Origin of the sequence: Sphingomonas sp. FUKUSWIS1 (assembly GCF_000733135.1) — a bacterium.
In the GTDB taxonomy this organism is placed as follows: domain Bacteria; phylum Pseudomonadota; class Alphaproteobacteria; order Sphingomonadales; family Sphingomonadaceae; genus Sphingomonas; species Sphingomonas aerolata.
This window is the reverse complement of sequence record NZ_JPJC01000175.1, coordinates 22,900-46,088: the sequence shown is the minus strand read 5'-3', so window position 1 is coordinate 46,088 and position 23,189 is coordinate 22,900. Positions and strand designations below refer to the sequence as shown.

Sequence of the window (23,189 nt, the reverse complement as noted above, 5' to 3'; positions counted from 1 at the left end):
CGCCAGCGCATCCGCCATCGGCCCGCCCCCGACCAGCAGCAGCCGCGCGTCCGGCCGTGCCGCGGCCAGCGCGGGCATCGCCGCGATCAGGTCGTCCAGTCCCTCATAATCATAGAAGCTGCCGATGAAGCCGACCACATCCTTGCCGTCGAGCCCCAGCGTCGTCGCCAGCGCGTCGTCGCGCGGCGGCACCGCCCCGAACAGCGTCAGGTCGACGCCGTTGGGCGACACCATGATCTTGCCCCCGTCGATCCCGCGCGCGATCAGGTCGTCGCGCAGTCCCTCGCAGATCACCGCGACGCCGTCCGCACGGCCGACCGCCCAGGTCTCGAGCGCGCGCGTCGTCCGATAGGCGAGCGATCCCTCGGCCCCGGTGCCGTTACCGACCGCGGCATCCTCCCAGAACGCCCGGATCTCGTAGACCAGCGGCAGTTTGCGCCGCCGCGCGACGATCAGCCCCGCCAGCGCATCGAGCACCGGCGAATGCGCGTGCAGGATGTCGGGGCGAAAGGCGTCGACCGCCGCCTCGATCCGCCGGGCAAAGGCGCGGATCCCGGCAATCTCCCCCAGCGGCCCCGACCGGCGCGTCGCCGGCGTCCGGTGAAAGGTCAGCCCGTCGACCGACTCCACCGCGGCGGCGGCCGACCCATGACGCTGCCCGGTCACCGCCGCGACCGTCCAGCCGCGCGCCTCCTGCGCCTTGAGGATCGCCCGCGTGCGAAAGGTATAGCCGCTCTGCAGGGGCAGGCCGTGGTCGAGGATATGAAGAATGCGCATCGTGAGTAGCGTGTTGCCATGACAGCGCTTAACGGCGCGTCAACCGCCATGGCCTATGCCGCGGCGACGGACACAGGCGGCAACGGGACCGCGCAGACACGGAAAGGCGGGCCGATGATCGACAATTTCGCGCTGGGCCTGACGCACGGCCTGATGATGATCGCCGCGATCCTGCTCCTGCGCCGCGCCGATCTCGATTCCGAGCCGGAAGCCGGCAACGATCGTGAGGGTGGCAGCCCGCCCGCCGGTGACCGCCCGGCGGCACGCGGTACCGGACGCCGCCCGCGTGCGTGATCTCGCCTTCATCGGCTTTCTGGCTGCGATCTTCGCGCTCGGGTTCCGGCGTCCGTTCCTGCTCGTCCTCGCCTATGTCTATATCGACATCGTCTCGCCGCAGCGGCTGACCTATCTGCTGCTCAACACCGTCCCCATCTCGCTGATCGCGGTCGCGCTGGCGGTCGGCGGCTGGCTGATCGCGGACGACAAGCGCGACACCCGCGTCGCGCCGCGTCAGCTGCTGATCGTCGTGCTGCTGCTCTATTGCTGGGCGACCACGCTTGCCGCAGACTTCCCGATCGAGGCGAAGGACAAATGGGACTGGGTCTGGAAGGCGCTCGCCTTTGCCGCCTTCCTGCCACTGACGCTGCGCACCCGGCTCCGGATCGAGGCGCTGCTGCTGTTCATGATCCTGTCGGCGGCCTCGATCATCATCGTCGGCGGGATCAAGACGATCGCCAGCGGCGGCGGCGGCTATGGTCAGCTGAACCTGATGGTCGACAATAATTCGGGGCTCTACGAAGGCAGCACGATCAGCGCGGTCGCGGTTGCGATCATCCCGATCATTATCTGGTTCATGCGCTACGGGACGATCTTCAAACCCGACTGGCGCGTCCGCGGCTTCTGCGTCGCGCTCGTCTTCGCCTGCCTGCTGATCCCGGTCGGCACCTCGACGCGCACCGGTCTGCTCTGCATCGCGCTGCTCGCGGTCCTGTCGCTCCGCGTCGTCAGACGCAAGGCGCTGTATCTGGCGGGGCTGACCGCACTCGGGCTGATCGCCATCCCCTTCCTGCCCTCGACCTTCACCGACCGCATGAACACGATCAAGACCTACCAGGCCGACGAATCCGCCTCGACCCGGATCGCGGTGTGGCAGTGGACGATCGACTATGCCAAATCGCATCCGTTCGGCGGTGGGTTCGAGGCCTATCGCGGCAACCGCATCCGCTACGACCTCGCCGGCACCGGTGCTGCGACGCCGGGTCGTGTCGAGGAAGACAAGGCGCGCGCCTATCACAGCGCCTATTTCGAGATGCTCGGCGAACAGGGCTATTTCGGTCTCGCGCTATGGCTGGTCCTTAATCTCGGCGGCCTCGTCCGGATGGAGATTTTGCGCCGCCGCTACCGCGATCCGGAAGGGCAGTTCGCCTGGGCCGGCCCGCTCGCCGCCGCATTGCAGACCGGCCATCTCGTCTATCTGCTCGGCGCGGCGTTCATCGCCATCGCGTTCCAGCCGTTCATCTACATGCTGATCGGCGCACAGATCGGGCTCGACACCTATCTCGGGCGCAAGCGCCGCGAGGCGAGCTTCCGGCCGATGCGTCGCCCTACGCGCACGCCCCTGCCCGCATGACCGAACTCCGGGCGCTGACCGGCGCGCGCGGCGTCGCCGCCTGGTTCGTCGTGCTGTTCCATCTCCGCGCCGCGCTCGGCGTGTCCGACGGCGTGCAGCGGTTTCTCGCCAAGGGCTATCTCGCGGTCGATTTCTTCTTCCTTCTCTCGGGCTTCGTGATCTGGCTGAGCTATGCCAACCGGATCGCCGTGCAGCGCTGGCGCGCCATCCCCGGCTTCCTGCGCCGCCGGGTCGCGCGGATCTGGCCGCTCCACCTCGTCATGCTCGGCTTCGCGCTGCTGATCGTCGCCGCGCTGGCGCTGACCGGACGCCCCCCTGACCCGCGCTTCCCGCTCGACCGCTTGCCGGTGCATATCCTTCTGCTCCAGAACTGGCCGATGACGCGCGACTGGTTAGGCATCACCGCGCTCGACTGGAATGATCCCGCCTGGTCGATCTCCAGCGAGATGTTCGCCTATCTCGTCTTCCCGCTGCTGCCGCTCGTCATCGACTGGCGACGCGTCCCGACACCGGGCCTGATCGCAGCGATCGCCGTCGCGCTGGGCTTGCTCGCTTACGTGATGCGATCGAACGGCATGGCGACGCTCGGCCAGGCGATCCCCTGGTTCGGCATCCTGCGCTGCGTCACCGAATTCGGCGCAGGCACAGCGGTCGCAGCTTTGTGGCTACGCCACCGCGAGCAGCCCCGGCGCGCACTCATCGCGGCAGTGTGTGTCAGCGGCCTGGGCTTTGCGAGCTTTGCTAGCGGCCTTCTGAACGAGATCGTCGCGGTGCCGGCCGCACTCGCGGCGCTGCTGCTCGCGCTCGCGCTGACCTCGAGCCGGCGCCGCAACCCGCTCGCCTCATGGCCGCTGCACCGGCTCGGCGAGATCAGCTTTGCGACCTATCTCAGCCATTCATTGCTCTGGACCGCGTTCAAGATGGCGTTCGTCGCCAGCGCGGTCGCGGTCCCGCCGTTCCTGATCGGCGCGCTTCTCATCGCGATCCTGCTCGCCTCCCTCGCGCTGTACCACGGCGTCGAGCGGCCCGCGCAGGCCTGGATCAACCGCTTCGGACAAGCAGCAAAAAGGGGCCAGCAAACACGCTGACCCCCGGTATCTCTTCGTGTCTGGCCGTCGAGCGTCAGTCGACCGGCTCGTCCGCCAGCTCTTCCTCAAGCGCGGCGATGATCGCCTTGTTGAACGCGGGGATGTCGTCGGGCTTGCGGCTGGTGATCAGATTGTCGTCGACCACGACCTCCTCATCGACCACGTCCGCGCCGGCATTCTCCAGATCGGTGCGGATCGACGGAAAGCTCGTCAGCCGGCGCCCGTCGATCACGTCCGCCTCGGCCAGCAGCCAGGGCGCATGGCAGATCGCCGCGACGATCTTGCCGTCCTCCATGAACTCGGTGATGATCTCGATCGCGCGCTCCTGGACGCGCATCGCGTCCGGGTTGGCGACGCCGCCGGGCAGCACCAGCGCGTCGTAATCGTCGGTATCAACCTCGTCGAGCGTCAGCTCGGGGGTGATCGTCTCCGCCTTGTTGATGTCGCCCTTCATGCCCTGGATCGGGTCGGTCTTGATCGACGCGAGCGTCACCTTCGCGCCCACCGCCTCGAGCGCCTTCTTGGGTTCGAACAGCTCGACGGTCTCGAAACCGTCGGTGGCGAGGATCAGAATGCGTGCCTGGGAAAGATCGGCCATGTCATGTCTCCAGTGAAATCCCGTGCCCCCTCAACCCCGCGCCGCGCCGGTCGTTCCGGAACGATGCGCCCGCCCGAACATTTCGAATGTCGGCCGGAAGGAACGACGCATTGCCCAGCAGACTCGTATATTCAGATGACAGCAAGCCCGGCATTTCCCGCCGCAAGATTCGCGCCGGCTGGGGCTATTGGGACGCATCGGGCACCCGCATCACCGACCGTGACGAGATCGACCGGCTGAACGCGGTCGGCCTGCCCCCCGCCTACAGCAACGCCTGGTTCTGCCCGAAGCCCAATGGTCATATCCAGGCGGTCGGCTGGGACGAGAAGGGTCGCAAGCAATATCGCTATCACGCCGGCTTCCGCGAGGCGCAGGACGCCGCGAAATATGAGCGCTGCGCCGATTTCGGTCTCGCTCTCCCGAAGCTGCGCAAGGCGGTCGAGGCCGATCTGCGCAAACGCTCGCTCAGCCGCGACCGCGCCGTCGCCGCGGTCCTCCGCCTGCTCGACGGCGGGCATATCCGCATCGGGAACGAGGCCTATGCCGCCGCGAACGAAAGTTTCGGCGCGACGACGCTCCGCAAGCGCCACGGCGCGGTGAAGGGCGCCACGCTCCGGCTCGAATATAAGGGCAAGTCGGGCAAGATGCGCACGCTCAAAATCACCGATCGCTCGCTCAGCAGCTTCGTGAAGAAATGCCAGGACCTCGACGAACAGCATCTCTTCGCCTGGCTCGACGATGACGGCGTCGCGCATCCCGTCACGTCGAGCGACGTCAACGCCTATATCCAGGCGGTCACCGGGACCGACTTCACCGCCAAGCACTTCCGCACCTGGGCCGCCAGCGTCGCCGCGTTCGAGGCACTCGCCTCGGCAGAGCGCGATCTCAGCCTGAAGGCGATGCTCGAGCCGGTCGTCGCGCGGCTCGGCAACACGCATGCCATCGCGCGCAAGAGCTATGTTCACCCCGCCCTGATCGACCTCGTCAAACAGGGCCAGTCGACCTTCCGCAAGGCGCTCCGCCTGCCGCGCGCCAAGCGCTATCTCAGCCGGGAGGAATGCGGCCTGATCGCCTTTCTCGAGGCCGGCACCCCCGCGACCATCACCGTCGCGGCCTGACGAGTATCCAGATGTCCAATACGAACAGCATCGCTAAAGCCCCCATCTTCAACGCGAGTGATGTCGGCAGCCAGGCACAGGGCTTCGTCACCGCCAGCCTCGCTTGGGTCCAGGCCTATTGGCTGCAGATCCTCATCGCGTTCGGCGCCGGCGCGCTGATCGTCCTCGCGCTCCACACCGCACGCCGCTTCGGCAGCCGGCTATGCGAACGCCCGCGCGCGCTCAACGGCTGGGGGATCGTCGTCGGCAAGGCGGTCTCGCGGACCAGCAACTTCTTCATCGTCATGCTCGCCGCCAAGCTCGTCGACGGCTATTCCGCCGCACCGGGCGAGGTCGCGACCACGGTCAACTTCCTCTTCACCGTCGCCGCGGTATTCCAGGTCGCGGTCTGGGTGCGCGAGATCATCCTCGGCGCGATCGAGCACCGCACCCAGTCCGAACATTATTCGGGTGAGGCGCTGCTGTCGGCGATGGGGCTGATCCGCCTGCTCGTCACCTTCGTCGTCTTCGCGGTCGCGATGGTCGTCGTGCTTGACAATCTCGGCGTCAACGTGACCGGCCTCGTCGCGGGCCTCGGCGTCGGCGGCATCGCGATCGGTCTGGCCGCGCAGGGCATCTTCGCCGACCTGTTCGCCGCGCTCGCGATCATCTTCGACCGCCCGTTCCGCCGCGGCGATTCGATCAGCTACGACACCGCCTCGGGCAGCGTCGAGGCGATCGGCCTGAAATCGACGCGCATCCGCGGTATCGACGGCGAGGAGCGCGTGATCTCGAACAAGAACCTCCTCAACAAGGAGATCCTCAACAACACGCAGCGCAACCATCGCCGTGCGAAGTTCATCATCGGCGTTACCTATTTCACCCCCGCCGAAATCTGCGCGCGCATCCCCGACATGCTGAAGGACGTGGTCGAGGCGCAGGGCAAGATCTTCGTGCGTGCAGGCTTCACCGGCTTCGGCGCATCGAGCCTCGATTTCGAGGTCCAGTTCGACAGCGACGGCCCCGACTATGCCAGCTTCTACAACGGCCGCACCGCCGTCGGCATCGCGATCCTGCAGCGGTTCAACGACGACGAGATCGAGATCGCCTTCCCCACCCAGGTCAACCTCACCGCCGCCCCGGACGGGTCGATGGTGATGCCATTCCCGCAGGTGCAACAGGCGCGCGCGAATACACCATCCACCTGACGCCGCCCCCGGGTCTGACGGAACTCGCCACACCAACCCATTACCCCTCCCCGGCGAAGGCCGGGGCCCAGTTGGTGAGGCCGCAGTAACGGAACGCACCCGTCGTTACGCCCGTCCCCCAACTGGGCCCCGGCCTCCGCCGGGGAGGACGAACGAAGCGCGGCACGCCTGCTGCAAGGGGGAAGCCCACCCCCTCCGTCATCCCCGCGAAGGCGGGGATCCATATACTCAACGGATCGCGATACCCCCCACCGCCAGCCACTATGGATCCCCGCCTCCGCGAGCATGACGAGGCGAAGGTAAATAGGCCTAGAAAAGCCCCCTCAGATCCCCCCCTCATCCAGCGACAGCAACGTCGCATTCCCGCCCGCCGACGTCGTATCCACCGACACCGCGCGCTCCGCACAGAAGCGGTAGAGATAGCGCGGCCCGCCCGCCTTGGGCCCGGTCCCCGACAGCCCCTCGCCGCCGAACGGCTGCGATCCGACCACCGCACCGATCATCGACCGGTTGATGTACAGGTTGCCGACCGCCGCCTCGGCCTCGATCACTTCGGCGGCGCGCGCGATCCGGCTGTGCAGCCCCATCGTCAGGCCGTAGCCCTTGGCGTTGACCCGCGCGATCGTCTCGCTCAGCTTGCCCGCTTCCCAGGTCGCGACGTGGAGGATCGGCCCGAACCACTCCTCGTTCAGATCCTCGATCGCACCGATCCGCACCAAAGTCGGCGGCACGAACAGGCCATCTGCGGGCACGTCGAGCGTCTTGACGGTCTTCGCCGCCACCCGCGCGCGATACGCCATCAGCCGGTCATAGGCGGCCTGGTCGATCACCGGCCCGACATCGGTCGCCGGATCGCCCGCACGGCCGATCCTCAGCGTGTCCATCGCGCCCGACAGCATCTCGATCACGCCGTCCGCGATATCCTCCTGCACCAGCAGCAGCCGCAGCGCCGAGCAACGCTGCCCCGCCGAGCGGAAGGACGAGGCGATCACGTCCGCCACGACCTGCTCGGGCAGCGCGGTCGAATCGACGATCATCGCGTTGATCCCGCCCGTCTCCGCGATCAGCGGCACGATCGGCCGGCTGTCGTCCTCGAGCAGCGCGCGTGCGATCTTGCGCGCGGTCGCGGTCGACCCCGTGAACGCCACGCCCTGGATCCGCGCGTCCGCGGTCAGCGCCGCACCGACCTCCGGCCCGCCCGTGACGAGGACCAGCACGTCGGCCGGCACGCCCGCCTCATGCGCGAGTTCGACCGCCCGCGCGGCGATCCGCGGCGTCTGCGGCGCGGGCTTGGCCACCACTGCATTGCCCGTGACGAGCGCCGCCACCGTCTGCCCCAGGAAGATCGCCAGCGGGAAGTTCCACGGCGCGATCGTCGCCCAGACGCCGCGCCCCTCGATATGCAGCATGTTGCGCTCGCCCGTCGGCCCCGCCAGCTCGATCGGCTGCAGCTTCGCGCGCGCCTGCTGCGCGTAATAACGACAGAAATCGACCGCCTCGCGCACCTCGCCGATCGCGTCGGGGATCGTCTTGAACGCCTCCTGCACACAGATCGCCATCAGCTCGTCGCGATGCGTCTCGAGCAGATCGGCCAGCCGATCGAGACACGCCGCGCGCTCCTCGACGGGCGACCGCGACCAGCCCGGGAACGCCGCATGCGCGCGGGTGATGGCGGCCGTGACCTGATCCCCGCCCAACCCTTCTGCTCCCCCCCGGCGCAGGCCGGGGTCCAGTTGGGAAAGCTGCCGTGACGACGCGCCGTCCTCCGTCACACCACCGCCCCCAACTGGGCCCCGGCCTTCGCCGGGGTGGTACCCTGACGCAGCGACCGGCGCATTCACCACCTTAACAGTCGCCGCCAGCGTATCCACGTCACTCAAATCGAGCCCCGCCGAATTCCGGTGCCCGCCCGCCCCGAACAGGTCGACCGGCAACGGAATGCTCGGATGCCGCTTGCCCCCGACCGCGGCGATCTTCGCCACCGGATCCGCGAGGATCTCCCCCTCGGTCAGCCGCTCGTCCGCCAGCTGATGCACGAAGCTCGAATTCGCCCCATTCTCCAGCAGACGCCGGACGAGATACGCCAGCAGGTCGCGGTGCCCGCCGACCGGCGCATAGACGCGGCAGTGATAGCCATTCTCCTGCACCAGCCGCTCGTACAGCCCGTCGCCCATGCCGTGCAGCCGCTGGAACTCGAAATCGCGGCTGTTGCCCGCCCATTCCATGATCGTCGCGACCGTCAGCGCATTGTGGCTCGCAAAGGCCGGCCGGATATTCTCCGCCGCCAGCATGTCCTTGGCGACCGCCAGATACGACACGTCGGTCGCCGCCTTGCGCGTGAACAGCGGATAGTCCGCCAGCCCCTCGACCTGCGTCCGCTTGATCTCGCTGTCCCAGTAGGCGCCCTTGACCAGCCGCACATTCATGATCCGGTCGAGCCCGTTCGCCCATGCGATCACCGGCCGCGCGCGCTTGCCATACGCCTGCACCGCCATGCCGAACCCGTCCCAGCCCTTCAGCGACGGCAGCCCGGCGACCGTGCCGATGATGTCGAGGCTCATCTCGAGCCGCTCGGACTCCTCCGCATCGACGGTCAGCGCAATGCCCTTCGATGCGGCCTGCGCCGCCAGTGCCTCGAGCATCTCGGTCAGCGCGGGCACGCACTCGCTCCACCGCGCGACCTCGTAGCGCGGGTGCAGCGCCGACAGCTTGACCGAGATCGAATGCCCCGCCGCCGGATCGCGCCCGACCGCATCGACCGCACCAACATAGGCCTGGAAATAGCGCTGCGCATCGGCATGCGTCCGCGCCGCCTCGCCCAGCATGTCGAAGCTCGCGGTGAAGCCCTTGTTCTCGGGCCGCCGCATCCGCTTCATCGCCTCGTCGATGGTCCGGCCCATCACGAAGATCTCGCCCATCATCTTCATCGCGGCACCCACCGCCTGGCGCACGAACGGCTCGCCAGCACGGCTGATCAGCCGGCGCAGCGGCCCGGTCGCGCCCTCGCCGACCAGCACGCGGCCGACCACCAGCCCCCAGGTCGCCGAATTGACGAGCTTCGAATTCGACTTGCCCGCGTGCGCACGCCAGTCGGCATCGCCCAGCTTGTCCGCGATCAGCAGGTCCGCGGTCTCGGGATCGGGCACGCGCAGAAACGCCTCGGCCAGCGAGAGCAACGCGACCCCTTCCGACGAATTCAGCCGATATTCCTGAAGGAACTGGTTCACCCAGCCCTTGCTCTGCGCCGCGCGAAGGTCGGCGAGCAGGCCGAGCGCATGCCCCATCACCCGCTCTCGCGAATCCGAATCGAGCGCGGCACGCTCCAGCAGCGGTTTTAGAACATCGGGTTCGCTTGCGCGGTACAGCTTTGCCATGGTGTTACGGGCATTGGACGTTACGGCAGTCGACATTTTCCAGCTTCCGGTTGGGTGAGGCTTGCGGTCGGCCAGCCTGTACGCCTAGAGACGTCGCTGCGCTTAGCGCCAAACAGGCTAGGAGGGGAATGCCGTGGCGACGATCACCACCGCCGAGATGCAGAACCGCGTCGGCACCGAGACGCTGTCCGACTGGGTCGAGGTCACGCAAGGCATGATCGACAAGTTCGCCGACGCCACCGGCGACCATCAGTTCATCCATATCGATCCCGCCCGCGCGGCCCAGACCCCGTTCGGCGGGACGATCGCGCACGGCTTCCTCACGCTCTCGCTGATGCCGCTCCTGTCGTCGAAGATCCCCGACGCGCCGACCATCGAGGGCGCGAAGATGGGCGTCAATTACGGCGGCAATTCGGTCCGCTTCCTCACGCCCGTCCGGTCGGGATCGAAGGTCCGCGGCCGCTTCAAGCTGCTGTCGTTCGACGAGAAGCGCCCCGGCCAATGGCAGCAGACCAACAGCTTCGCGGTCGAGATCGAGGGCCAGGACAAGCCCGCCCTGATCGCCGAATGGATCAGCCAGGTTTTCGTTTGATACCGCTCCCCTCCCGCTTGCGGGAGGGGACTTCAGAAAAAAGGATAGCATCATGCGTTCAGCCGTCATCGTTTCCACCGCCCGTACCCCGATCGGTCGCGCCTATCGCGGCGCGTTCAACAACACCCCCGCGCCGACGCTCGCCTCGCATTCGATCAAGGCCGCGGTCGAGCGCGCTGGCATCGACGGGGGCGAAGTCGACGACGTCGTCTTCGGCTGCGCGCTCCAGCAGGGGCATCAGGCGGGCAACATCGCGCGCACCTCGCTGCTCCGCGCCGGGCTGCCGACGACGGTCAGCGGCATGTCGCTCGACCGTCAGTGCGCCAGCGGGCTGATGGCGATCGCTACCGCCGCCAAGCAGATCATCACCGACCAGATGGACATCACCATCGGCGGCGGGGTCGAGAGCATCAGCCTCGTCCAGACGCCGCAGATGCGCGTCGCCCCCGATCCCGAACTGCTCGCGATGCACCGCGACGTCTATATGCCGATGCTCCAGACCGCCGAGGTCGTCGCCAAGCGCTACGGCATCACGCGCGACGCGATGGACGCCTATGCGCTCCAGTCGCAGCAGCGCACCGCCGCCGCGCAGGCCGCGGGCTATTACGACGCCGAGATCGTCCCCGTCACCGCGAACATGGCGATCGTCAACAAGGAGACCAAGGACGTCACCTACAAGGAGGTGACGATCGCCCGCGACGAGGGCAATCGCGCCGACACGACGCTCGAGGGCCTCCAGTCGCTGAAACCCGTGATGGGCCCCGACATGACGATCACCGCGGGCAATGCCAGCCAGCTGTCCGACGGGTCGTCCGCCTCGGTGCTGATGGAGGAGAAGATCGCGTCGCAGCGCGGGCTCCAGCCGCTCGGCCGCTATATCGGCATGGCGGTCGGCGGCACCGAACCCGACGAGATGGGGATCGGCCCGGTCGTCGCGATCCCCAAGCTGCTCAAGCGCTTCGGCCTCAAGATGGACGATATCGGCCTGTGGGAGCTGAACGAGGCGTTCGCGGTCCAGGTCCTCTATTGCCGTGACACGCTCGGCATTCCCGACGAGCTGCTCAACGTCAGCGGCGGCGCGATCTCGATCGGTCATCCCTACGGCATGACCGGCGCACGCGCGACCGGCCATGCGCTGATCGAGGGCAAGCGCCGCGGCGCAAAGCATGTCGTCGTGACGATGTGCGTCGGCGGCGGCATGGGCGCGGCGGGCCTGTTCGAAGTCCTGTGATGCTCGCGGGGCGGCGGTGGCAACCATCCTCCGCCCCGCCCGTTCTCTGTGGCAATCCAAGCCAATAGGAGAACGACGATGGCCGACAAGGATACCCCGCAGGAAGTCGCGAACACCTTCCTCGACAAGCTGAAGTCCAGCCCGTTCGTGATGATCGGCCTCGACGACGGCCAGCATTCCGAGCCGATGACCGCGCAGCTCGACGACGATCAGCCAAACGTGCTGTTCTTCTTCGCCGGTCGCGACAACCGCATCGCCAAGGGCGGCGCGGCAATGGCGCAGTTCGTCGGCAAGGGGCATGATTTCTTCGCGTGCATGGCCGGCACCGTCTCGCAGATGAACGACCGCACGCAGATCGACAAGCTGTGGAACAACCAGGTCGAGGCCTGGTTTCCAGGCGGCAAGGAAGACCCCAACCTCACGCTGCTGCGCTTCGACATCAACAGCGCGGAACTCTGGGAAACCGACATCTCGCTGACCGGACGCGTCAAGATGCTGTTCGGCGGCACGATCACGTCGAGCGAGTCGAGCAGCCACGCGGTCGTCGACTCGGTCGGCTGACCCAACTACCGATCGCGACCGCAGGTTATAGCACCGGCGGTCGCGATCGACCTTTATACTGGCGGATCCTTATCCGTTCGCGGTGATGAACTCCTCGACCACCGGCGCGATCGTGTTGCGCCAGCGCGATCCGTTGAAGATCCCGTAATGGCCGGCCCCCTCGGCGATCAGATACCGCTTCTTTGCCTCGGGAAGAGCGGTCGCCAGCGACAGCGCCGCCTTGGTCTGCCCCAGCCCCGAAATATCGTCGCGTTCACCCTCGATCGCCAACAGGCCGATATCGGTGATCGCCGCCGGATCGACCGGCCGTCCACGGTGCGTCAGCAGGCCACGCGGCAGCGCGTGGGACTGGAACACCACGTCGATCGTCTGCAGATAGAATTCGGCGGTCATGTCGCAGACCGAGCGATATTCCTCGTAGAACCCCTTGCTCGCCATCGCGCTCTCGCCGTCGCCCTGGACGAGATGCTTATACATCTCCCAGTGCGAGACCATGTGGTTGCCGAGGTTCATCGACATGAAGCCGGCCAGCTGCAGGAAGCCCGGATAGACCTTGCGCCCCGCGCCCGGATAATTGGCCGGCACCGTCGCGATGACATTCTGTTCGAACCACGTATGCGGACGCTCGGTCGCCAGCGTGTTGACCGCGGTCGGCGCCTCGCGCGTATCGACCGGCCCGCCCATCAGCGTCAGCGTCTTCGGCCGGCACGGATTGCCGTCCGCGCTCATCAGCGCCGCCGCGGCATAGCAGGGCACCGACGGCTGGCAGACCGCCAGCATATGCGTGCCGCCCTGCCCCTCGTTCGCGCCGATCGCCTCGAGGAACGCGATCACGTAATCGATATAATCGTCGAGATCGAACCGTCCGGCGGACAGCGGAACGCTGCGCGCGTCGCGCCAGTCGGTGATGTACACATCGGCGAACGGCAGCATCCGCTCGACCGTGCCGCGCAGCAGAGTCGCATAATGCCCCGACATCGGCGCGACGATCAGCATCTTGGGTCCGCCCTCGACGCCCTCCCGCACGAACCGCTTGAGCTGGCCGAAATCCTTGCGCAGCACGATCTCCTCGCGGACCGCGACTTCGCGTCCGTCGATGATCGTGTGGTCGAGGCCGAACGCCGGCTTTCCGCGAGTCGCATTGACGTGCGCGAACACCTCCAGCGCCGATCCGACGACCGCGCCGCCGCCCAAATAGGCGAATGGGTTTGCTGGATTGTTCAGCATTCCCGCCCCGAAACTGGCCATTCTGCTGGCGCCTGCCATCATCGACCGCTGGAATTCATAGGCATCGTAGAGCATTCGGTATCCTCTACCCCGATAGGGGTTAACATTTCCGTAACGCAATTATGCCGTCGCGCAACGGGGCATTGATCGGATGCGCACGCGTTTCTGTCCCGCTCGGCCGCGCACGTCCCGTTTGTTCAACGACCCGGCCGTCATGCGGTTGCCGTTGAGCGTGACCCCCGCCGCTGCTAGGCGATCCGCCATGGCCAAGCCGATACTCGACGAAAAGACGCCCCGCCGGATCGGCGACCTTGCAATGGTGTGGCGACACGCCGCGAACTACCCGCGCCAGATCACCTTTGCGGGACTCGCGCTGGTAACCACCTCGGCCGCGACGATCGGCATACCCTACGGCTTCAAGCGCGTGATCGACCGCGGCTTCGGCCCGGGCGCGAGCGGATCGGTCGGGACCTCGTTCCACTATCTGCTCATGATCGTCGTCGTGCTCGCGGTCGCGACCGCGGTGCGCTTCTATTATGTGTCGTGGCTTGGCGAACGGGTCGTCGCGGACATCCGCACCACGGTCCAGCGTCACCTGCTCACCCTGACGCCGCGCTTCTTCGAGGAAAATCGCCCGTCGGAGATCGCCTCGCGGCTGACCTCGGACACTGCGCTGATCGACCAGGTCGTCGGCAGCACCGTCTCGATCGCGCTGCGCAACACCTTCACCGGGGTCGGCGGGCTGATCTATCTGTTCGCGATCTCGCCCAAGCTAGCCGGTCTGCTGATGATCGGCATCCCCCTGATCGTCCTGCCGATCGCGCTGCTCGGCAAGCGCGTCCGCAATTATTCGCGCACCTCGCAGGACCGCGTCGCCGATGTCGGCTCGATCGCCACCGAGACGCTCGGCGCGATGAAGGTCGTGCAGGCGTTCGGGCAGGAAGACCGCGAGGCGACCCGCTTCGGTGACGCGGTGCGCGCGACCTTTGCCGCGGCGCGTGCGCGGATCCTGTTGCGCGCGATCATGACCGCGATCGTCATCGGCCTGCTGTTCGGCTCGATCACGCTGGTGCTGTGGGAAGGCGCGGTCGACGTCGCCGCCGGGCGGATCAGCGGCGGCGCGATCGCCGCCTTCGTCCTGACCGGCGGGATCGTCGCGGGCGCGTTCGGGGCGCTGACCGAGGTTTACGGCGATCTGCTGCGCGGCGCGGGTGCCGCCGGGCGGCTGTCCGAACTGCTCCGCGAGACGCCCGAAATCGCGCCGCCCGCCACGCCCGTCGCGCTGCCGCAGCCGTCGCGCGGTGCACTCGCCTTCGAGGGCGTCCGGTTCCATTACCCCACCCGCCGCGACGTCGCGGCGCTCAACGGCTTCTCGCTCGACATCAAACCGGGCGAGACGGTCGCGGTCGTCGGCCCCTCGGGCGCGGGCAAGACCACGCTGTTCCAGCTCGTCCAGCGCTTCTACGATCCCGATGCGGGTCGCGTGACGCTCGACGGCGTCGACCTGCGCGACGCCGATCCCGCCGCGGTCCGCGCCCGGATCGCGATGGTGCCACAGGAAACCGTGATCTTCGGTGCGTCGGCGCGGGACAATCTCCGCTATGGCGACTGGACCGCGACCGACGACCAGCTCTGGGCCGCCGCCGAGGCCGCCAACGCCGCCGAATTTCTCCGCAAGCTGCCCGAAGGACTCGACACCTTCCTCGGCGAAGGCGGCGCGCGGCTGTCGGGCGGCCAGCGCCAGCGCGTGACGATCGCGCGCGCGCTGCTCCGCGACGCGCCGATCCTGCTGCTCGACGAGGCGACCAGCGCGCTCGACGCGGAGAGCGAACGGCTCGTCCAGGAGGCGCTCGAACGGCTCATGGCGAACCGCACCACGCTCGTCATCGCGCACCGCCTCGCGACGGTCCGCGCCGCCGAACGGATCATCGTGATGAACGACGGTCAAATCGTCGAGGAGGGCTCGCACGGGGCGCTGATGACCAACAGCGGCCTCTATGCACGGCTCGCGAGCCTGCAGTTCAACGACGCGGCCTAGCCCTTCGGCGATTTCGCCCGCCTGGGCTTGGGCAGCGGCAGCTCGGCGGCCGAGATCCGGACGATCTCGGCCATCCAGTCGGCATCGTCCCAGCGATCCGCGTCGATCACCAGACAGGGTTTCGCCCCCGGATAGGGCGATGCCTCCTCGATCGCCGCGCCGTCGCTGCCCGCGAACGCGCGCCCGCCCGGGGTCGGCTTGAGGAACAGCCGGTCGTCGCAGATCAGCGCCACCATCCGCCCGTCGCAATAGACGCCATATTCGCCGAACACCGGCCGCGCGGCGACCTCGCCCGCCGCGGCGATCTGCTCGACGATGAACGCGACGATGCTCGGGTCGGAGGCCATTGCCCGATCCTGACAGATCCGCCCCGCCTTGACGAGACGCGGCGTTTCGCTTGCGAGGCGGCGTCGGTCGGGGCAGACTTGCGGCAAAACGGGAGATGGACATGCGCGACTTCGACATCGTCATCTATGGCGCGACCGGCTTCACCGGCCGGCTGGTCGCCGAATATCTGGTCCAGACCTATCCTACCGGCCTGACCTGGGCGATGGCCGGGCGATCGCGCGCCAAGCTCGAGGAGGTTCGCGACCTGATCGGCGCGCCCGCGGACACGCCGCTCATCACCGCCGACTCGGACGATCCGGCAAGCCTGCGCGCGATGGTCGAGCGCGCGACCGTCGTGATCTCGACCGTCGGGCCGTATCAGCTCTACGGCTCCGACCTCGTCGCCGCCTGCGCCGCATCGGGCACCGCCTATGTCGATCTGTGCGGCGAACCCGCCTGGATGCGGCACATGATCGACGCGCACGAGGGAGAGGCCACGCGCACCGGCGCCCGGATCGTCTTCTCCTGCGGTTTCGACAGCATCCCGTTCGATCTCGGCGTGCTCACGCTCCAGGAGGCGGCCAGGGCACGCTACGGCAGTCCTGCGCCGCGCGTGAAGGGCCGCGTCCGGACGATGAAGGGCACCTTCTCCGGTGGCACCGCGGCCAGCCTCAAGGCGACGCTCGCCGCCGCCGCGCGTGATCCCGGTATCGTCAAGCTGCTGACGAGCCCGTTCGCACTCACCCCCGGCTTCACCGGGCCGCATCAGCCGAGCGGGCTGATCCCCGAATATGACTCGACGCTCCAGACCTGGGTCGCGCCGTTCGTGATGGCGCCGATCAACACCAAGAACGTCCACCGCACCAATTTCCTGCTCGGCGAGGCCTATGGCGCGGACTTCGTCTATGACGAGATGATGGTCGCGGGGCTCGGCGACATGGGCAAGGCCGCGGCGGAGGCGATCGCGAAGTTCAATCCCTTCGCCGGCGACAAGGGCCCGAAGCCCGGCGAAGGCCCCTCCAAGGCCGAACGCGATGAAGGCCATTACGACCTGCTGTTCGCAGGGATCATGCCCGATGGCAGCCGCATCGACACGGTCGTGACGGGCGACCGCGACCCGGGCTATGGATCGACCAGCAAGATGATCGCGGAGGCGGCGATCTGCCTCGTCCGCGATGTCGCGGGCGATGGCGGCATCTGGACGCCGGGCGCGCTGATGGGCGCCAAACTGCGCGACCGGCTGATCGCGCATGCCGGGCTGACCTTCGTCACCAGCTGAGCGATCACGGCGTAAACGTTTGATATAAGGGTGATCGCGCCCTATCTGCACGGGGGATTACAAAGGACCCTCGCCTCGATGCTCGTCGGCCATTCCCTGTCGGACCCGAACGGTCTGCTACTGACGATGGACCAGACCGTCGAGGACCTGCTGCAGCGGCCGCTTAGCGAACTCGTCGGGCGGTCCTATGCCGACGTGACCCACCCGGACGACCGCGTCCGCAACATCGATCGGGTCACCATGCTCGCCCCCGGCGCGGGCCCGGTCTGCATCCGCAAGCGCTATCTCCAGCCCGGCGGTGCCGCGGTGTGGGTCGACGTCCATGTCTCGCGGCTCGACCGCGGGCTCGAGGCCGGCCGGCTCGTCGGCACGCTCTACCTTCCGCAAGCCAAGGCGCTCACCGCGGTGCCCGACGTCGTCATGCCCGAACGGCTCTGGCAGGTCGCGCTGAAGGTCGACCGGAGCCTGCGCCGACGACGCGAGCAACTGGGCGACGACCTGTTCGGCGACCATGCCTGGCTCGTGCTGGTGCAGATCTATCTCGCCGAGGCCGAGGGTCGGGTGATCGATGCGGCAACGCTGGGCGCGCTCGCTCTGCTCGATCCGTCGCGCACGCACCGCTGGATCGGCGCGCTCGCCGAAAAGGGCCTGGTCGAACGCCCGGACTGCAGCGCGGGCGTGATCCAGCTCACCGCCACGGGCCTCGCCAGGACCGAAACCCTGCTCGCCACCTACTCCGACTTGGCGTAACAGCGACGGCGCCATCTTCGATCCGGACCGTCCTGCCCATGCCTGCCGACCCCTTACCCGCCGCCGATCCTCTGGCGAGCCATCCCGAGTCCCTCGGACCGGTCCGCGTCGCCGCGCTCTACCGCTTCACGCCCTTTGCCGACATCGCCGCGATCAAGCCGCCGCTCGCCGCACTGTGCTGCGCGCAAGGGGTGAAGGGCACGCTGCTGCTCGCAGCCGAGGGGATCAACGGCACGATCGCGGGGACAGACGCGGCGATCGACACCGTGCTCGCGCATATCCGCGCACTGCCCGGCTGTGCCGCGCTCGACGTCAAGGATTCGCGCGCCGAAACGATGCCCTTCCACCGCATGAAGGTCCGGCTGAAGCGCGAGATCGTGACGATGGGCGAACCCGATATCGACCCGCTCGGCGATGTCGGCCGCTATGTCGAGCCCGGCGACTGGAACGCGCTGATCGCCGATCCGGACACGATCGTGATCGACACGCGCAACGATTATGAGGTCGCGGTCGGCAGCTTTGCAGGCGCGATCGACCCGAAGACGCGCAGCTTCCGCGACTTCCCCGCCTGGTTCCGCGACCACCGCGACCAACTGGTCGGCGATGGCCCGCCGCCAAGAATCGCGATGTTCTGCACCGGCGGGATCCGCTGCGAGAAGTCGACCGCGTTCCTGAAAGCGGAAGGGTTAGACGAGGTCTATCACCTGAAGGGCGGCATCCTCAAATATCTCGAAACCGTGCCCGAGGCCGAGAGCCTGTGGGAGGGCGAATGCTTCGTCTTCGATCAGCGCGTCGCGGTGGGCCACGGCCTCGCCCCCGGCACGCACGGCCTGTGCCACGCCTGCCGCATGCCCGTCAGCCCCGCCGACCGCGCCTCGCCGCTTTATGTCGAGGGGATCAGCTGCCCCGCCTGCCACGACGCCCGCGACGCGACCCAGCGCGCCGGCTATGCCGAACGCGAACGCCAGATGCGCCTCGCCGAAGCCCGCGGCCAGACGCATGTCGGCGCGGTCCTCCCGCAGACGCACGCGGATGACGACGGCCAAACCCACCCGTCACCCTAAGGAACGTCCGGACCCACCCCCTTCCCGTCATCCTGACGAAAGTCAGGATCCAGAGTAACGGGCGGCACCTTCATGGCTCTGGATCCTGACTTTCGTCAGGATGACGACGTTCAGGCGGCGGATCCCAACCCGTGCGAACCCTCAGCAAACCGCGCCGCCAGCGCCGCATTCCCCTGCGACATCGCCAGCGACGCCACGCTGTTCCCCGCCGCATCGACCACCGCCGGATCCGCACCCTGTTCGATCAGCAGGTCGATGATCGCCCCCTGATTGAACAGAGCCGCCATCATCAGCGCGGTCTGCCCGACGCCGTTGCGCCGGTTCACGTCCGCCCCCGCCTTGATCAGCATCCGCGCGATCGGCGTATAGCCCTTGAAGCACACCCCCATCAGCGCGGTATTGGCGGTGCTCGCCGGATCGCCATCGACCCGCGCGCCCGCGTCGAGCAGCAGCCGCGTCGTCGACTCCTGCGCATTGTAGCTCGCCAGCACGAGCGGCGTGTACCCCCGCGCATCGGTAACCTCGATATCGACCCCCGCCTGCAGCAGCGCGGGGATCATCTCGTCCCGCCCCATCCGCGCGGCGTCGAACATCAGTTCGACCAGCCGCTCGATCGGCGGCAATGGCGGCAGCTCACGTACGTCAGTCATCATTCGCCTCGATGATATGCGGGACGAAGCGCGCCATGTTGCGCGTCACCACCGTCTCATCCTCTCGAACGCCGATCCCCGCGGCTTCGTTGCCGACGATCCACGCCCCGATCACCGGATGCCGCCCGTCGAACACCGGCGGCGGCGCATAGGCCTGGAGGATAGCCCCTTCGGCACCATAGCCCTGGTCGAGAATGGCGGGCGTGCCGCCCTCCCCGCCGACGATCTCGACATTCGCACCCTCGCGCGAGAATAGCGGCTTGCGGACATGGCGCGGCCCCAGGATCTTCGCCGCCGGATCGCCGTCGAAGAACGCGGGCAGCAGGTTCGGGTGCCCGGGATGCCGCTCCCACAGCAGCGGCAGGATACCCTTGTTCGACAGGATCGATTTCCACGCCGGCTCGATCCAGCGCACGTCCGCGCGCGACAGGTTCGGCGCATAGGGTTCGCGCAGCATGAACTCCCACGGATAGAGCTTGAACGCCGCCTGCACTTCGAAGCCTTCGGGGTCGACGAACCGGCCATCGGCGGCGAGGCCGATATCCTTCATCTCGACGAACTTGGGCTCGATCCCGACCTGGCTCGCCAGATCCTCGAAGAACCGCACCGTCTGCCGGTCCTCGATCGCGGTCGCATCGGCTGCGAAATGGACGAAGCCACCGCTCGGGAACAGCGCGCGGAAGCGTTCGCGCAGCTTGTCGAACAGGCTGTTGAACTGGTCGGTCCCCGCCGGCATCGCCCCGCTCGCGAGCAGGTCTTCGAGCCACATCCACTGGAACGTTGCGCATTCGAACACCGATGTCGGCGTGTCGGCATTATATTCGTAGAGCTTGGCCGGCCCCGTCCCGTCATAGGCGAAGTCGAACCGGCCATAGAGCGACGGCTGGCGCGTCCGCCACGTCTCCGCGACGTAATTCCACTGCTCGCGCGGGATCGCGAGCCGCTCCATCAGCTGCTGGTCTCGGACCACCTCGTCGACCAGTTCGAGGCACATCGCGTGCATCTGTTCGGCCGCGGGTTCGAGATCCTCCTCGATCTCCGCCAGCGTGAAGGCATAGGCGGCGCTCTCGTCCCAATAGGGTTCGATTGCGTCGCCGACCGCCGTGCCGTGATAGACGAACCCGATCGCGTCGGCCCGTTCGCGCCAGTCGCCGCGCGGGTCGACCGCGATCCGGCGCATCAGTTGTCCTGCGTCTTGCTGTCGTCGCGCTGCTCGATCCGCAGCGTCTGCCCGAGCTGGTCGGTCTTGGGCGCGGTCAGCCGGGCGAGCACGTCGTCCGCGGACGACTGACCCGGCAGGATCCCCGCCTGGCGCAGCTTCTCGTCGAGATCCGCGCCGGTGCGCCGATCCTCCAGCTCGCCGGCCGCCTTGATGCGCTCGCCGCGGATCGCCTGCCGCTCGCGAATCCGCGCGAGGCTGTCCGCCGCGGAGCCCAGCTTGTTGCCCGCGCCGATGCTGCCCGATGCGACCGTCGCCTGTGCCTTCTGCACCGACTCGTTGACCTTGACGACCTCGACCTCGCGGCGGAGCTGCTCGATCTTGCGGTCGGTCTGCGCGACCGCGGTGTGGATCTGCTCCTCGGCGGCGCGCATGTCCTCGACCTGCGGGCTCTTCAGCGCGATGTCCTGTTCGAGATCGGCGATCCGCTGCGCGACCTGCCGCGCGAGATCCATATTGCCCTTCTCGACCGCGATCCGCGCCGAGGCCTCGTATTTCGCGGCCTGCGCGCGGAAGCTCTCGACCTCAGTCTCGAGGATGCGACGGCGGGCGACCAGCCCGGCCAGGTCGTCGCGCGCTTTCCCTTGCGCCTTGTCCGCGTCGCGGATTTCCTGGTCGAGGATCCGCAGGGCGTTCGCGTCGACGACCGCCGCGCCGGCTTCATGCGCGCCCGCCCGGCCGAGGGTGAAAATCTTGCTCCAGATGGCCATGCCAGTCTCTCCGTATGATGCTTTGGGTCAGGCGGCGGGGATCTGCGCGTTGCGCAGGTCGGTGGCCGCATCGATCGCGTTCTCGGCCAGCGTGCGCAGCTCGATCACGATCGTGTCGAGCCGGCTCGACGTCGCGAGTTCGCCGAACAGTTCATAATAATCGCGCCCCTCGACGCTGCCGATCCCGAAGTTCGACAGCGGCACCAGCTTCTGCGTTTTCAGCAGGAACGCGTTGAACGCCGCCTGGTCCTCCTGCTCGTCGCACGGCCAGAGCAGGGTCGAGGCCGAGATCTGCGCCTCGCTGACATTGACGAACAGTTCGAGGTCGCCATGCTCGTGCATCGTGACGAGCAGGATCGGATCCGCCCCCTCGACGATACGGACGCTCAACTCCCCCGTTTTCGCAGGCTCGGACGTATCGAGCGCGGCCTTCAGGCTGCGGACGGTCCAGATGTCGGTCAATGCAAGAACTCCCGTGCTTGTCGCGTGCCCGCACACATAGGCGTCGGCGAAGGGCGCGCCAATGGCGCTTTGCGAGCATCGCCGCTTTCGCCTATGCACAGGCCGAACCATAACGTGAGGATTGCATGTTCGATCGCCTGTTCGGCCGCAAGCAACCGCTTGAAGGCTCCGGACTTCCCGTCATCCGCAACGTCACGCTCGGCCGCACGGTGATCGTCGACCCGCTCGCCTGGCGCCGGTTCGGGTCGGAGCTGCTGTTCCCGTTCGACCGCGACACGCTGGTGATCGTCGCGCAGGGTCTCGTCGACCTCAACGAGGGCGGGTTCGTCCACCGGTTCTACACCGATGACGACATCATGTTCCAGGCGGTCTCGAACGACCGCGCGGGGCAGGACGTGACCGACGTCACGATCTTCGCGCCCTGGGACAGCGCCTACCCCTCCTCCGCCGCCGAACGCCCCGCCTGGAAGTCCCGGCTCAAGGCGCGCAGCTTCACCGCCGAGGGGCTCCCCGACTATGACCGCGTCTGGTTCGGCCCCGAGGCGAGCGAGCAGGAACCGGTGACCTTCTGGGAGGATCTCCACGACGACCGCGACGGCATCGTCGACCGCCGCATCTTCCAGACCTGCATGCTGTTCGGCCGCGACCTGCCGGGCGACGACGGACGCGAACTGCTGCTCGCGATCGACCAGGAGAATGAGGCGGGCGAGGTCTCGTTCGAGATCATGCTCGGCGTCGCACTGGAACTCGGCGAGTTCCGCGCCTAGCATCGTCGCATCAGCGTTCCGGGGGATTCAGATGATCGACTATTACAGCTTCGGCGCCAGCGCGGCGGCCTTCCTGATCGCGTTCGTCGCGGCCGGGCTCTTCACCATCGCGTTCAAGATCATCTTCCAGGCGACCACGCCCTATAACGAGAAGGCGCTGATCCGCGACGGCAATACCGCCGCGGCGATCACGCTGGGCGCGGCGCTGCTCGGCTATGTCCTCCCGCTCGCCTCCGCGCTGACGCACACCGTCACGCTGGTCGAGTTCGCGGTGTGGGCGGTGCTCGCAGGCGTGATCCAGATCGTCGCCGCGCTCGTCGTCCGCCGCCTCGTGATGCGCGACATTCACGACCGGATCGTGCGGGGCGATATCGCCGCCGCCACCTATATGGGCAGCATCTCGCTCTGCGTCGGCATCCTCAATGCCGCCTGCATGACGAACTGAGAGGCAAAGACATGAAGCGTTCCAGCTCGATCGTCCTCACCGGCCTGATCGCGGGCTCGGGCATCTCGCTGACCGCCTGCGACGGCGATGTCGGC

General features: G+C 67.5%; 23 protein-coding genes. 14 read left to right on the top strand and 9 right to left on the bottom strand.

What is annotated here, in order from left to right; all coding sequences use genetic code 11:
* On the bottom strand, positions 1 to 777 hold a 777-nt coding region (locus sphsw_RS11255), incomplete at its 3' end, for a glycosyltransferase (RefSeq protein WP_031440704.1).
* A gap of 18 nt (positions 778 to 795) precedes the next feature.
* Between sphsw_RS11255 and sphsw_RS11250 the strand changes: the two genes are divergently transcribed.
* From sphsw_RS11250 to sphsw_RS11240, 3 genes are read left to right on the top strand one after another with little or no spacing between them, the layout of a single operon-like run.
* Positions 796 to 1,071 carry a hypothetical protein gene (locus sphsw_RS11250; protein WP_152555482.1) on the top strand — a complete coding sequence of 92 codons (276 nt, stop codon included), beginning with the start codon at positions 796 to 798 and terminating at the stop codon, positions 1,069 to 1,071.
* Entirely contained in the window at positions 1,064 to 2,407 is a 1,344-nt protein-coding gene (locus sphsw_RS11245; protein ID WP_031440702.1) for a putative O-glycosylation ligase, exosortase A system-associated, read from the top strand. The genes sphsw_RS11250 and sphsw_RS11245 overlap by 8 nt, the downstream gene beginning before the upstream one ends.
* A complete protein-coding gene (locus sphsw_RS11240) occupies positions 2,404 to 3,495 on the top strand; it encodes an acyltransferase family protein (RefSeq protein ID WP_031440701.1) in 1,092 nt (363 codons plus the stop codon). Before sphsw_RS11245 ends, sphsw_RS11240 begins: the two co-directional genes overlap by 4 nt.
* 34 nt (positions 3,496 to 3,529) lie before the next feature.
* On the opposite strand, the gene sphsw_RS11235 is transcribed toward sphsw_RS11240, so the two are convergent.
* Entirely contained in the window at positions 3,530 to 4,093 is a 564-nt protein-coding gene (locus sphsw_RS11235; RefSeq protein ID WP_031394328.1) for a type 1 glutamine amidotransferase domain-containing protein, read from the bottom strand.
* Positions 4,094 to 4,179: 86 nt separating this feature from the next.
* Here sphsw_RS11235 and sphsw_RS11230 point away from each other — a divergent pair, with 86 nt between their 5' ends.
* Positions 4,180 to 5,211: a DNA topoisomerase IB gene (locus tag sphsw_RS11230; RefSeq protein ID WP_042467075.1), complete on the top strand. Its 1,032-nt coding sequence runs from the start codon at positions 4,180 to 4,182 to the stop codon at positions 5,209 to 5,211.
* 11 nt (positions 5,212 to 5,222) lie between these two features.
* Positions 5,223 to 6,398 carry a mechanosensitive ion channel family protein gene (locus tag sphsw_RS11225; RefSeq protein WP_031440699.1) on the top strand — a complete coding sequence of 392 codons (1,176 nt, stop codon included), beginning with the start codon at positions 5,223 to 5,225 and terminating at the stop codon, positions 6,396 to 6,398.
* Positions 6,399 to 6,721: 323 nt separating this feature from the next.
* Here the strand turns inward: sphsw_RS11225 and putA are convergent, their stop codons facing one another.
* Entirely contained in the window at positions 6,722 to 9,772 is a 3,051-nt protein-coding gene (gene putA, locus sphsw_RS11220; protein WP_235188367.1) for a bifunctional proline dehydrogenase/L-glutamate gamma-semialdehyde dehydrogenase PutA, read from the bottom strand.
* 133 nt (positions 9,773 to 9,905) lie between these two features.
* Between putA and sphsw_RS11215 the strand changes: the two genes are divergently transcribed.
* The 3 genes from sphsw_RS11215 (at position 9,906) to sphsw_RS11205 (ending at position 12,156) form a co-directional block, all read left to right on the top strand.
* Positions 9,906 to 10,364, top strand: a complete 459-nt coding sequence (locus sphsw_RS11215; protein ID WP_031440697.1) for a MaoC family dehydratase — start codon at positions 9,906 to 9,908, stop codon at positions 10,362 to 10,364.
* A 52-nt stretch (positions 10,365 to 10,416) separates the two neighbouring features.
* Positions 10,417 to 11,595: an acetyl-CoA C-acyltransferase gene (locus tag sphsw_RS11210; protein WP_031394542.1), complete on the top strand. Its 1,179-nt coding sequence runs from the start codon at positions 10,417 to 10,419 to the stop codon at positions 11,593 to 11,595.
* Between the two features lie 78 nt (positions 11,596 to 11,673).
* The gene (locus sphsw_RS11205) at positions 11,674 to 12,156 is read left to right on the top strand and encodes a pyridoxamine 5'-phosphate oxidase family protein (protein ID WP_031394543.1); all 483 of its coding nucleotides are present in this window, start codon (positions 11,674 to 11,676) and stop codon (positions 12,154 to 12,156) included.
* A gap of 69 nt (positions 12,157 to 12,225) precedes the next feature.
* Here the strand turns inward: sphsw_RS11205 and sphsw_RS11200 are convergent, their stop codons facing one another.
* The gene (locus tag sphsw_RS11200) at positions 12,226 to 13,458 is read right to left on the bottom strand and encodes a polyhydroxyalkanoate depolymerase (protein WP_031440696.1); all 1,233 of its coding nucleotides are present in this window, start codon (positions 13,456 to 13,458) and stop codon (positions 12,226 to 12,228) included.
* A gap of 187 nt (positions 13,459 to 13,645) precedes the next feature.
* Here sphsw_RS11200 and sphsw_RS11195 point away from each other — a divergent pair, with 187 nt between their 5' ends.
* Entirely contained in the window at positions 13,646 to 15,421 is a 1,776-nt protein-coding gene (locus tag sphsw_RS11195) for an ABC transporter transmembrane domain-containing protein (protein ID WP_031440695.1), read from the top strand.
* Here sphsw_RS11195 and sphsw_RS11190 read toward each other — a convergent pair.
* The gene (locus sphsw_RS11190) at positions 15,418 to 15,768 is read right to left on the bottom strand and encodes a TfoX/Sxy family protein (RefSeq protein WP_031440694.1); all 351 of its coding nucleotides are present in this window, start codon (positions 15,766 to 15,768) and stop codon (positions 15,418 to 15,420) included. The genes sphsw_RS11195 and sphsw_RS11190 overlap by 4 nt on opposite strands.
* Before the next feature lie 101 nt (positions 15,769 to 15,869).
* Between sphsw_RS11190 and sphsw_RS11185 the strand changes: the two genes are divergently transcribed.
* From sphsw_RS11185 to trhO, 3 genes are read left to right on the top strand one after another with little or no spacing between them, the layout of a single operon-like run.
* Positions 15,870 to 17,027 (top strand): saccharopine dehydrogenase family protein, encoded by a 1,158-nt coding sequence (locus sphsw_RS11185; protein ID WP_031440693.1) that lies wholly within the window; start codon positions 15,870 to 15,872, stop codon positions 17,025 to 17,027.
* A gap of 30 nt (positions 17,028 to 17,057) precedes the next feature.
* Positions 17,058 to 17,777 carry a PAS domain-containing protein gene (locus sphsw_RS11180; RefSeq protein WP_235188366.1) on the top strand — a complete coding sequence of 240 codons (720 nt, stop codon included), beginning with the start codon at positions 17,058 to 17,060 and terminating at the stop codon, positions 17,775 to 17,777.
* 38 nt (positions 17,778 to 17,815) lie between these two features.
* Positions 17,816 to 18,841, top strand: a complete 1,026-nt coding sequence (trhO, locus tag sphsw_RS11175; protein WP_081874287.1) for an oxygen-dependent tRNA uridine(34) hydroxylase TrhO — start codon at positions 17,816 to 17,818, stop codon at positions 18,839 to 18,841.
* Between the two features lie 110 nt (positions 18,842 to 18,951).
* Here the strand turns inward: trhO and sphsw_RS11170 are convergent, their stop codons facing one another.
* Genes sphsw_RS11170 through sphsw_RS11155 form a run of 4 tightly spaced genes read right to left on the bottom strand, consistent with a single transcriptional unit; the run spans position 18,952 to position 21,882 of the window.
* Positions 18,952 to 19,491: an ankyrin repeat domain-containing protein gene (locus tag sphsw_RS11170; protein ID WP_031440690.1), complete on the bottom strand. Its 540-nt coding sequence runs from the start codon at positions 19,489 to 19,491 to the stop codon at positions 18,952 to 18,954.
* On the bottom strand, positions 19,484 to 20,671 hold the full coding sequence (locus sphsw_RS11165; RefSeq protein ID WP_031440689.1) for a glutathionylspermidine synthase family protein: 1,188 nt from the start codon (positions 20,669 to 20,671) through the stop codon (positions 19,484 to 19,486). The genes sphsw_RS11170 and sphsw_RS11165 overlap by 8 nt, the downstream gene beginning before the upstream one ends.
* Positions 20,671 to 21,420: a PspA/IM30 family protein gene (locus tag sphsw_RS11160; protein ID WP_031440688.1), complete on the bottom strand. Its 750-nt coding sequence runs from the start codon at positions 21,418 to 21,420 to the stop codon at positions 20,671 to 20,673. Before sphsw_RS11160 ends, sphsw_RS11165 begins: the two co-directional genes overlap by 1 nt.
* Positions 21,421 to 21,447: 27 nt before the next feature.
* Positions 21,448 to 21,882, bottom strand: a complete 435-nt coding sequence (locus sphsw_RS11155) for a YjfI family protein (RefSeq protein ID WP_031393897.1) — start codon at positions 21,880 to 21,882, stop codon at positions 21,448 to 21,450.
* Positions 21,883 to 22,007: 125 nt separating this feature from the next.
* Between sphsw_RS11155 and sphsw_RS11150 the strand changes: the two genes are divergently transcribed.
* Together sphsw_RS11150 and sphsw_RS11145 are read left to right on the top strand one after the other, a co-directional pair.
* The gene (locus sphsw_RS11150; RefSeq protein ID WP_031440687.1) at positions 22,008 to 22,649 is read left to right on the top strand and encodes a DUF2491 family protein; all 642 of its coding nucleotides are present in this window, start codon (positions 22,008 to 22,010) and stop codon (positions 22,647 to 22,649) included.
* Between the two features lie 31 nt (positions 22,650 to 22,680).
* Complete coding sequence (locus tag sphsw_RS11145; protein WP_031440686.1) at positions 22,681 to 23,094, top strand: DUF350 domain-containing protein; 414 nt, start codon at positions 22,681 to 22,683, stop codon at positions 23,092 to 23,094.
* Positions 23,095 to 23,189: the final 95 nt, after the last annotated feature.

Coding starts and splice junctions, on each gene's coding strand:
- sphsw_RS11250 (WP_152555482.1), top strand. CDS start 796: ATGACAGCGCTTAACGGCGCGTCAACCGCCATGGCCTATGCCGCGGCG.
- sphsw_RS11235 (WP_031394328.1), bottom strand. CDS start 4,093: ATGGCCGATCTTTCCCAGGCACGCATTCTGATCCTCGCCACCGACGGT.
- sphsw_RS11200 (WP_031440696.1), bottom strand. CDS start 13,458: ATGCTCTACGATGCCTATGAATTCCAGCGGTCGATGATGGCAGGCGCC.
- sphsw_RS11195 (WP_031440695.1), top strand. CDS start 13,646: ATGGCCAAGCCGATACTCGACGAAAAGACGCCCCGCCGGATCGGCGAC.
- sphsw_RS11150 (WP_031440687.1), top strand. CDS start 22,008: ATGTTCGATCGCCTGTTCGGCCGCAAGCAACCGCTTGAAGGCTCCGGA.
- sphsw_RS11210 (WP_031394542.1), top strand. CDS start 10,417: ATGCGTTCAGCCGTCATCGTTTCCACCGCCCGTACCCCGATCGGTCGC.
- sphsw_RS11160 (WP_031440688.1), bottom strand. CDS start 21,420: ATGGCCATCTGGAGCAAGATTTTCACCCTCGGCCGGGCGGGCGCGCAT.
- sphsw_RS11170 (WP_031440690.1), bottom strand. CDS start 19,491: ATGACTGACGTACGTGAGCTGCCGCCATTGCCGCCGATCGAGCGGCTG.
- sphsw_RS11165 (WP_031440689.1), bottom strand. CDS start 20,671: ATGCGCCGGATCGCGGTCGACCCGCGCGGCGACTGGCGCGAACGGGCC.
- sphsw_RS11225 (WP_031440699.1), top strand. CDS start 5,223: ATGTCCAATACGAACAGCATCGCTAAAGCCCCCATCTTCAACGCGAGT.
- trhO (WP_081874287.1), top strand. CDS start 17,816: ATGCCTGCCGACCCCTTACCCGCCGCCGATCCTCTGGCGAGCCATCCC.
- sphsw_RS11230 (WP_042467075.1), top strand. CDS start 4,180: ATGTCGGCCGGAAGGAACGACGCATTGCCCAGCAGACTCGTATATTCA.
- putA (WP_235188367.1), bottom strand. CDS start 9,772: ATGGCAAAGCTGTACCGCGCAAGCGAACCCGATGTTCTAAAACCGCTG.
- sphsw_RS11205 (WP_031394543.1), top strand. CDS start 11,674: ATGGCCGACAAGGATACCCCGCAGGAAGTCGCGAACACCTTCCTCGAC.
- sphsw_RS11190 (WP_031440694.1), bottom strand. CDS start 15,768: ATGGCCTCCGACCCGAGCATCGTCGCGTTCATCGTCGAGCAGATCGCC.
- sphsw_RS11185 (WP_031440693.1), top strand. CDS start 15,870: ATGCGCGACTTCGACATCGTCATCTATGGCGCGACCGGCTTCACCGGC.
- sphsw_RS11145 (WP_031440686.1), top strand. CDS start 22,681: ATGATCGACTATTACAGCTTCGGCGCCAGCGCGGCGGCCTTCCTGATC.
- sphsw_RS11240 (WP_031440701.1), top strand. CDS start 2,404: ATGACCGAACTCCGGGCGCTGACCGGCGCGCGCGGCGTCGCCGCCTGG.